The sequence below is a fragment of the Paenibacillus sp. IHB B 3415 genome (assembly GCF_000802655.2).
Lineage (GTDB): Bacteria > Bacillota > Bacilli > Paenibacillales > Paenibacillaceae > Paenibacillus_AQ > Paenibacillus_AQ phytohabitans.
In genome coordinates this window covers 21,778-30,570 of record NZ_JUEI01000111.1, presented here as the reverse complement: position 1 = coordinate 30,570, position 8,793 = coordinate 21,778, and the positions used below count along the sequence as shown (strand labels likewise).

Here is an 8,793-nt window from a genome sequence, read left to right as displayed (position 1 = left end):
AGCTCGGCGTTGATGTTTCGCGGCCAGAAATAGAATATATCATGTATAGATTCTTATTGCAAGCATTTTTTTTAATTAACCCTTCAACCATTATTCCAAGGAAACTGCTTGTGCAGCTCCCTTGGATATTATGGTTACGGATCAGATAATTATTCAGTCTTTGTTGCGCATATGAGGGAACAGCAGTACATCACGGATAGACGCGGCATTCGTAAGCAGCATGATAAGACGGTCTACGCCGATTCCCAGTCCGCCTGTAGGCGGCATGCCGTATTCCAGTGCACGGATGAAATCATCATCCATCTCATGCGCTTCGTCATTACCCTGCTCTTTCTCGTGAATCTGCGCCTCGAAGCGCTGACGCTGGTCAATCGGGTCGTTCAGCTCACTGAACGCATTCGCATGCTCACGTGCCACAATAAACAGCTCGAAGCGGTCCGTAAAGCGTGGATCCTGATCATTCTTTTTGGCCAGCGGTGATATTTCTACTGGGTGTCCCATTACGAACGTCGGCTGAATCAGCGTTTCCTCTACAAACTGCTCAAAGAATGCGTTAAGAATATGTCCAAAGGTCATATGCTTCTCAACCGGCACACGATGCTCCTTAGCCAGAGCCTGTGCTTCTTCATTCGTCATATGGACCCCGAAGTCTACGCCCGTTACTTCTTTGACAGCGTCCACCATGGTCACACGGCGCCAGCCTGGAGACAAGTCTACTTCTTGCCCCTGGTAGTTAATCACCTGGTTGCCAAGAACCTCTTGGGCGATATGAGCAATCATATTCTCTGTCAGCTGCATGATATCCTTGTAGTCCGCATATGCTTCGTACAGCTCAATCATTGTGAATTCCGGATTATGGCGTGTGGAGATTCCTTCATTACGGTATACGCGGCCGATTTCATATACTTTTTCCAAACCGCCTACGATCAGACGTTTCAGGTGAAGCTCGATTGCGATACGCATATACAGCTGCATGTCCAGCGTGTTGTGGTGTGTAATAAACGGACGGGCGGCGGCTCCACCGGCAATGGTATGCAGTGTTGGAGTCTCTACTTCTAGATAGCCCAGCGAGTCCAGATAACGGCGCATCGATTGGATAATCCGTGAACGCGCAATAAATGTCTGCTGTACTTCCGGATTAATAATCAGGTCAACATAACGCTGACGGTAGCGGAGTTCTACATCCTTCAGTCCGTGATATTTCTCTGGAAGCGGAAGCAGGGATTTGGACAGCACCTCAAGGTTATGCACTTTAATAGAGGTTTCACCGGTCTTGGTCTTGAACAGGGTACCGCGGATTCCGATAATATCGCCCAGGTCCAGAATGGTGAAAGCTGCGTACTGGGATTCAGAAATGCTGTCCTGGCGGACATAAATCTGAATTTTGCCGCTGAGATCCTGGATGTGCGAGAAGCTCGCTTTGCCCATTACCCGCTTAGCCATAATACGTCCTGCTACACTAACCTCAAGTGCCAGCTCGTCCAGTTCCTCATGGGTTAGTCCGTCATACTTGGCCAGAAGATCGCCAGCTGCTGCTGTACGCTCATATTTCTTGCCGAACGGGTCGATTCCCAGTGCGCGGAGCTCGTCCAGCTTACCCCGGCGGATCTGCAGCAACTCACTTAGTTCACTCTCTGTAGTTTCCACGTTGTTGATTTCTTCCGTCATGTTCTTCATCCTCTCTTACTCACGGTATACAAAAGAAGAAACGGCTCCGCCCTCATACACGAGGACAGTCCGTTCCAGTACAAAATATAAGCTGTATGTGTTCACCCATATTTTTCGGTTGTTATACGTTGCGCGAAGCCTATAAATTCTTTTCTTTTGAAAAAAGCTCCCCTAAGGAAGCTTTCGGATCCATCTTACTTCATTTTGATATCAAGAATTTTATATTGAATGACGCCTGCAGGGACACTTACATCCACAATGGTACCAATCTTCTTACCGATGATGGCTCTGCCTACCGGGCTCTCATTGGAGATTTTATTATTCAGCGGATCGGATTCGGCGGTTCCGACGATTGTATATTCCATAACGTCTCCGTACTCCATATCCTCAACGTTCACTGTTACTCCGATGCTTACCACATCTGTCACGATCTCATCACTATTAATGATACGCGCGTTGCGCAGCATCTTCTCCAAAGTCAGAACACGTCCTTCGATAAAGGCCTGCTCATTCTTTGCGTCTTCATATTCCGAGTTTTCACTGATATCTCCGTAGCCGATGGCCACTTTAATACGTTCCGCTACCTCGCGGCGTTTTACGGATTTGAGGGTCTCCAGTTCTTCTTCCAGACGCTTAAGTCCGTCCGGTGTAAGGATGACTTCTTTATCGCTCATCTCAACCGATTCTCCTGTCGTATACATTTATTGAAAACACCATACTATATGCGAATCCGGAGGGAACAGAACCCTCCTTCTCCATTGCTCCTGCTGTAACGGCGATTTTATACTGTGAAATTATATTGGAACCGCTACAAAATGTCAATGACGCCCCATATAATGTTTAGCGATATTCAATAATGCAGGCAGGGACGGGTCTGACAACGCGGCAAATCAGGGAATTAAACGGCCGAAAGAGCGTTATCCGCGCCTTCCTGCGCTTCTTCATCATTAAGCTGAACGACAAAATCACTCAAAATCCGCACCATCTCGTCACGTTTCGTTTCTTCCATAATAACGTCCTTCACCCGGGCCGCTGACTTAAGTCCCTTCAAATACCAGGCCAGATGCTTGCGCATTTCGCGGACCGCAACCGCTTCACCCTTAAGGGCGATCAGACGGTCCATGTGAAGAATAGCTACCTTGATCTTCTCTTCAGCGTCCGGTTCAGGCATCAGCTCTCCTGTACTCAGGTATTGAATGGTCCGGTACAGCATCCAAGGGTTGCCCAGCGCCCCCCGCCCGATCATTACGCCGTCACAGCCGGTCTGATCCAGCATCGCCCGCGCATCTTCAGGTGTATTCACATCACCATTGCCGATGACCGGAATGGATACAGCTTCTTTGGCCATCCGGATATACTTCCAGTCGGCATGCCCTGTATAGAGCTGCTCGCGGGTACGGCCATGAACACTGACTGCCTTGCCTCCGGCACGCTCAACTGCACGCGCATTCTCTTCAACAAAGATATGCTCGCTGTCCCAGCCGATCCGCATCTTCACCGTCACAGGTTTATCCACGGCATCCACAACGGCAGATACCATCTCATAAATCTTATCCGGATTCAGCAACCAGCGCGCTCCGGCATCACATTTCGTCACCTTCGGCACCGGACAGCCCATATTAATGTCAATGATATCGGCGTTCGTTTCTTTATCCACTATTTTGGCTGCATCAACCAGCGACTCGCGGTCTCCCCCAAAAATCTGCAGACTCAGCGGTTTCTCGCGCTCATCCACAAACAGCATCTCACGGGTACGCGCATTGCCATGCACAATAGCTTTGCCGCTCACCATTTCGGCACAGACTAGACCCGTCCCGAATTCCTTGGCAATCAGACGAAACGCAGGATTACACACGCCGGCCATAGGGGCCAATACCACCTGGTTCTTCATCTCAATATCGCCAATCTTCAACATTCGAATCACTTCCTTATATTGTGGATCAGCTTGAGGAGCTTACGTAGCCGGGTTGGCTAATTCATCGACCGTAACTCCCAGAACATCCGCAATTTTATTTAAAATTTGATCTTCTAAACGTCTATTACCCCGCTCGACCGCACCAAGCACGGCCAAGGATATTCCGACAGAATCCGCCAACTCCTGCTGAGTGTAACCCTTCAGCTTTCGGAACGCTCTAACCCGCCGTCCCATACGTTTGTTGTCCACAAGCGAATTCCTTCCTTTCCGTCTATGTCTTGAAGCGCTGTTGTAATTAAGCCGCGGAATCCGGAAGACTCTTCATTCTGCGAAACGATATCACTAAGCGGTAAGAGCACAAACGCACGCTCCAGCATCCGGGGATGCGGCAGCGTTAAGTCCGGTGTATCCAGGCTCAATCCCTCTACCCAAAGCAAATCCAAATCCACCGTTCTCGGCCCATAGCGGATATCACGTACACGGCCTAACCGGGTTTCTGTCTCCAGCATGACATGAAGCAGAGCCTCCGGTGCAAGCGTAGTACGCAGAGCCGCAGCCATATTAAGAAACTGGGGCTGATCCAGATAACCCACCGGCTCGGTCTCGTATACCGATGAGGTGCGTAGAACTTCAATCTCTTCATGCCGGTCCAGCTGGTTCAAAGCTTCTCTCAGCGTTCCTTCGCGGTCGCCCAAATTAGCCCCTAAAGCAATATAAGCCTCTGATGCCTCAGAGGTAGAATGTATATTCATGACTCTGTCTCACTTTCTCGTCCGGCGCAGTTCTACGGTCACTCCCTGAAAATGAATATCGAATGGCGGATGCGGTTTCGTCACCTTGACGGTTACTGCATTGATAACAGTATAAGTGTCCAGTACTGCGGATGCAATATATTCTGCCAAAGCCTCGATCAGCTTGAAGGACTTTGTTTCGACAATTTTTTTGACCAAGAAATGTACTTCGGCATAATTCACGGTTTGCTCCAGATCATCAGAGAGACCCGCTCCCTGCAAGTCAAGCTCCAGCTCCAAATCCACATAATAGCGCTGGCCCAGCTTGCGCTCCTCTTCAAACACACCGTGATATCCGTAGTATTCCATGCGGTGCAGCTTCATTTTATCCATTAAGGGTTCCTGCCTTCTCTTGAAAATAGTCTATTCACGCACCACAGGTGCTGCGGCATACAACATGGCATCGCACATATCTACCGTACGTTTGATTAAAGAGACATCATGCACCCGCACGATCTGGCAGCCCTGGGCAATTCCGAAAGCGACTGTAGCAGCGGTCCCTTCCACAACATCATCCGCCGGCAGATCGAGTGCGGTACGGATGAATTTTTTGCGCGAAGTGGCCAGCAGCAGCGGATACCCAAGCTCCCCCAGTACATCCAGGCCCATCATCGCCTGAAGATTCTCCGTATAATCCTTGGCAAAGCCGATTCCGGGATCGAGAATGATATTCTGCGGCTCTACTCCCGCTGTCAGGGCAAGGTTAATGCTCGCGGTTAAATCCTCCGTCATATCGCTGATCAAATCCTGATAATTGCGGTTATGGCGGTTATGCATCAGGATAATCGGACAACCCGCCTGCGCGGCAACTGCCGCCATCTGCGGATCTGCTTTGGCCCCCCAGACATCGTTGATGATATGGGCACCGGCCTGAACCGCACGGCGCGCTACTTCCGCTTTGTAGGTGTCTATAGATAGCGGCAGATGAGGCGCAGCACGGTGGATACTCTCGATAACGGGCAGTACGCGTTCCAACTCATCCTCTATTCCTACCGGCTGATGACCCGGACGCGTTGACTCTCCGCCTATATCAATAATATCGGCACCATCGGCTGCCATTCGCAGTGCATGCTCTACCGCTCTATCCGGATCTGTCCATAATCCCCCATCGGAAAAAGAGTCCGGCGTCACATTGAGGATACCCATGATCAGGGTCCGTTCGCCTAGAATCAGCCTGCCGCTTCCGCATCGGTAGCTCCGTTTATATATTACCGGCTTCATTCCAGCCTCCCCGCCCTTTCTCTGTAAAGCTTCAGGATTGCATCTGTCCGTTCTCCGCAGCGCCCGCTGCCTATCGTTATCCGCCGGTCCCCGTTCCAGAGCGCCGTTACCGGTACAATCTCCTGCACCGAATTGGTGAGGAAAATTTCGTCAGCAGCCTCAAGCTGCTCCCAGCGGTAAAAGCCTTGTTCTGGATGGAGGCCTGCGGATGCTGCCAGCTCCAGCACCATTTCCCGGGTAATTCCCGGGAGAATGCCTGTAGTTATATCGGGGGTATAGAGCCGGTTATCTGCGACGAAAAAGATGTTGCTCACAATTCCCTCGGATATGTCGCCCGCTGCCGTCAGCATCAACCCCTCTGCTCCTCTAGACGCAGACGGGTATCCGGCCAGCTCACGCTTGGCCAGAATGTTGTTCATATAATGCAGCGACTTCAGCCGCACAGGGCCTTCCGGGGTATTCCGCCGGTGATGCAGCAGCTGCAGTTCTTTGCCTTCGCTATACAGGCTGTCCGGCAGTACCGGCAGCGCTTTGATATACAGCAGCTGATTAGGCTGCTTGTAATCTCCTGCCGGCAGCCCAAGGATATCCTCACCGGCTGTGACTGTATAGCGGACATAAGCCTCGTTAAGCTCATTCTTGTCCATTACAAGCTGAATCCATTCCCGCAGCTGCTGCACATCCGGCGCAAAGGGAATACCCAGCTGCCGGCAGCCCTCTGCCATCCGGTCAAGATGCCTCTGCAGCAGAAAGGGCTCGCCCCCGTAGGTGCGAAAGGTCTCAAACAGACCCATTCCGTACAAAAAGCCGTGATCCAGGGCGGAGACCACGGCGTCTTTGGCGTCGACTGCTTTGTTGTTAAGTCCTATATATTTCATGCCGGTTCTCCGGCTCTCCGTTTCAGGAAGTTGCGCAGCATCGTATGTCCATGATCGGTAATGATCGACTCGGGATGGAACTGCACGCCTTCGATCGGGTATTCCTTATGGCGCAAGGCCATAATCTCGCCTTCGGCCGTTTCTGCTGTAATCTCCAGGCAATCCGGCAGACTCTCACGTTCTACAATCAAGGAATGATATCGTGTCGCCGTAAATGGGGACTCCAGTCCTTCGAAGACAGAGGTACCATTATGGTGAATCGGCGAGGTTTTGCCGTGCATCAGGCGTTCAGCCCGGATCACATTACCGCCGAAGGCTTGTCCGATGGCCTGATGGCCGAGGCATACGCCAAAGATCGGGATGACTCCTTTGAAATGCTGTAGCAACTCCAGGCTGATGCCTGCCTCATTCGGTGTACATGGTCCCGGAGAGATCAAAATATGATCCGGTGCCAGGGCTTCAATCTCCTGAATACTGATCTCATCGTTACGGGATACCTTAACGTCCTCCCCCAGCTCACCCAGATATTGCACCAGGTTATACGTAAAGGAATCATAATTATCGATGACCAAGATCATATTGCGCTTCCTCCTTCGGTGCCGGAGGTAGTCCGCAATTCCTGCTCGCGTTCACTGCAGAGAATCGCCTTCACTACCGCTTTGGCTTTGTTGTGGCATTCCCGGTACTCCCGGTACGGATCCGAATCGATCACAATACCTGCTCCTGTCTGAATGTAGCCGATTCCGTCCTTCACGGCCAGTGTACGTATAATTATATTTAATTCCATATTGCCATTATAGTCAATCCAGCCCATGGATCCAGTATATGGACCCCGGCGGACTGGCTCCAGCTCTTCAATAATTTCCATGGTGCGCACCTTGGGCGCGCCGGTGATCGTGCCGCCGGGGAATAAGGCGGCAATGACATCGTAAGCATCCTTGCCGGGTGCGGCGATGCCCTCCACCTGCGAGACGAGATGCATCACATGTGAGTATCGCTCCACGGTCAGCAGCTCCGGCACGCTGACCGTCCCGTACGCAGCGACACGGCCGATGTCGTTGCGCTCGAGATCGACAAGCATAACATGCTCGGCGATCTCCTTCTCGCTCCCGCGCAGCTCCGCCTCCATGGCGGCGTCCTCCGCGGGAGTGTGGCCGGCGGCGTCCTCCGCGGGAGTGTGGCCCCGGCGCCGGGTACCGGCTATGGGGCGGGCGCTGACCTTGTCCCCGTGCAGCTTCACGAGCAGCTCCGGCGAAGCGCTGGAGAGGGCGAAGCCGGGCGTGCGGAGCAGCCCCATGTACGGGGACGGGTTGAGTCTGCGCAGCCACTCGTAGACATCCTCCGGCGAGGACAGCAGCTGCGCCTGCTGACGCAGCGACAGGTTCACCTGGAAGACATCACCGGCACGGATGTATTCCTGAACATCCAGCACGGCCTGCTGGAATTGTCCCGGCGAGAAATCCGAGCTCATGCCCGGCCATTCTCCGGTGACATTAACTTCAGTATCAATCAGCCCGGCAATGTCAGCATACTTGGCGGCAGCAGCTACTTCAGAAGAAGCAGGTGCCATGATATGCTGCCACTCCTCCAGCATTCGCTCCGCACGGCTCACAGCATCAAGATACATGGTGTGCAGCTCAGCCCTGTTAGCGGATATCGCAGCCGGAACAGGTACATGGACTGCACAATACACAATATCCTCGTGATGGTCATAGATCCACAGCTCTTCCAGCCTCATGAACAGATAATCCGGGAAATCGGGATCCCTCTTGGCACAGGACGGCAGCTTCTCCAGAGAGCGGACTACATCATAGCCGAGAAATCCGATACAACCTCCGGTGAAGGGCGGCTGACCGTCAACAGGTACGCGGGGTGAGACATAATCCTTCATCCACTCCTGCAGCACTTTCAGCGGCTGCCCTTGAAGCAGCTCCGCAGCTTCAGGTTCAGCTTGGGGCTGTCCCACAGCCGCATCAGGCAGACTGTAGAGCTCCGCGCTATCCCCAATGCCCTTTATAACTGAAACGGGACGCAAGCCCAAATACGTATAACGTCCGCCCTTACCGCTCTCCAGGACCACGGAATATGGTGAAGCCATCTCCCAGGCTTTCTGCCAGCTGCCCGGCAGTCCCCCTTTCTCCTGCCGTGACTGAAGGACCAGCGGAAGAACGCTCCAGGCTTCGTCCGCCCATTGTTCCCACTCCTGCCAAGCCGTTAAGATCTCCACATTTATCCCCCTAAAGTTTTGTGAAGCATAGCCTCGAAAGCATACGCTGGCTTCTACGATAGTTTATTGCCTGTCAGTATACTGTACATCCGG

The 8,793-nt window shown here is 52.4% G+C and carries 10 protein-coding genes; all 10 read right to left on the bottom strand.

All coding sequences use genetic code 11. The features are described from left to right. Window positions 1–153: 153 nt before the first annotated feature. The 10 genes from lysS to QW71_RS32910 all read right to left on the bottom strand — a co-directional run bounded on the left by lysS (window position 154) and on the right by QW71_RS32910 (window position 8,700). Complete coding sequence (lysS, locus tag QW71_RS32955; RefSeq protein WP_039309542.1) at window positions 154–1,668, bottom strand: lysine--tRNA ligase; 1,515 nt, start codon at window positions 1,666–1,668, stop codon at window positions 154–156. Window positions 1,669–1,862: 194 nt separating this feature from the next. Further along, window positions 1,863–2,342 (bottom strand): transcription elongation factor GreA, encoded by a 480-nt coding sequence (greA, locus tag QW71_RS32950; RefSeq protein ID WP_039309541.1) that lies wholly within the window; start codon window positions 2,340–2,342, stop codon window positions 1,863–1,865. Window positions 2,343–2,566: 224 nt separating this feature from the next. Further along, window positions 2,567–3,583 carry a tRNA dihydrouridine synthase DusB gene (dusB, locus tag QW71_RS32945; protein WP_039309540.1) on the bottom strand — a complete coding sequence of 339 codons (1,017 nt, stop codon included), beginning with the start codon at window positions 3,581–3,583 and terminating at the stop codon, window positions 2,567–2,569. 39 nt (window positions 3,584–3,622) lie between these two features. Then, window positions 3,623–3,832: a helix-turn-helix domain-containing protein gene (locus QW71_RS39430; protein ID WP_039309539.1), complete on the bottom strand. Its 210-nt coding sequence runs from the start codon at window positions 3,830–3,832 to the stop codon at window positions 3,623–3,625. Continuing rightward, a complete protein-coding gene (folK, locus tag QW71_RS32935) occupies window positions 3,784–4,335 on the bottom strand; it encodes a 2-amino-4-hydroxy-6-hydroxymethyldihydropteridine diphosphokinase (protein ID WP_039309538.1) in 552 nt (183 codons plus the stop codon). The genes QW71_RS39430 and folK overlap by 49 nt, the downstream gene beginning before the upstream one ends. A gap of 9 nt (window positions 4,336–4,344) precedes the next feature. Beyond that, window positions 4,345–4,707, bottom strand: a complete 363-nt coding sequence (gene folB / locus QW71_RS32930) for a dihydroneopterin aldolase (protein ID WP_039309536.1) — start codon at window positions 4,705–4,707, stop codon at window positions 4,345–4,347. Between the two features lie 30 nt (window positions 4,708–4,737). Next, the gene (gene folP / locus QW71_RS32925; RefSeq protein WP_039309535.1) at window positions 4,738–5,595 is read right to left on the bottom strand and encodes a dihydropteroate synthase; all 858 of its coding nucleotides are present in this window, start codon (window positions 5,593–5,595) and stop codon (window positions 4,738–4,740) included. Continuing rightward, the gene (locus QW71_RS32920; protein ID WP_039309533.1) at window positions 5,592–6,473 is read right to left on the bottom strand and encodes an aminotransferase class IV; all 882 of its coding nucleotides are present in this window, start codon (window positions 6,471–6,473) and stop codon (window positions 5,592–5,594) included. Before QW71_RS32920 ends, folP begins: the two co-directional genes overlap by 4 nt. Then, window positions 6,470–7,051, bottom strand: coding sequence for an aminodeoxychorismate/anthranilate synthase component II (gene pabA / locus QW71_RS32915; protein ID WP_039309532.1), 582 nt, complete (start codon window positions 7,049–7,051; stop codon window positions 6,470–6,472). The genes QW71_RS32920 and pabA overlap by 4 nt, the downstream gene beginning before the upstream one ends. Next, window positions 7,048–8,700: an anthranilate synthase component I family protein gene (locus QW71_RS32910; protein ID WP_039309531.1), complete on the bottom strand. Its 1,653-nt coding sequence runs from the start codon at window positions 8,698–8,700 to the stop codon at window positions 7,048–7,050. The genes pabA and QW71_RS32910 overlap by 4 nt, the downstream gene beginning before the upstream one ends. Window positions 8,701–8,793 lie beyond the last annotated feature (93 nt).

Coding starts and splice junctions, on each gene's coding strand:
- lysS (WP_039309542.1), bottom strand. CDS start 1,668: ATGACGGAAGAAATCAACAACGTGGAAACTACAGAGAGTGAACTAAGT.
- greA (WP_039309541.1), bottom strand. CDS start 2,342: ATGAGCGATAAAGAAGTCATCCTTACACCGGACGGACTTAAGCGTCTG.
- dusB (WP_039309540.1), bottom strand. CDS start 3,583: ATGTTGAAGATTGGCGATATTGAGATGAAGAACCAGGTGGTATTGGCC.
- folK (WP_039309538.1), bottom strand. CDS start 4,335: ATGAATATACATTCTACCTCTGAGGCATCAGAGGCTTATATTGCTTTA.
- folB (WP_039309536.1), bottom strand. CDS start 4,707: ATGGATAAAATGAAGCTGCACCGCATGGAATACTACGGATATCACGGT.
- folP (WP_039309535.1), bottom strand. CDS start 5,595: ATGAAGCCGGTAATATATAAACGGAGCTACCGATGCGGAAGCGGCAGG.
- QW71_RS32920 (WP_039309533.1), bottom strand. CDS start 6,473: ATGAAATATATAGGACTTAACAACAAAGCAGTCGACGCCAAAGACGCC.
- pabA (WP_039309532.1), bottom strand. CDS start 7,051: ATGATCTTGGTCATCGATAATTATGATTCCTTTACGTATAACCTGGTG.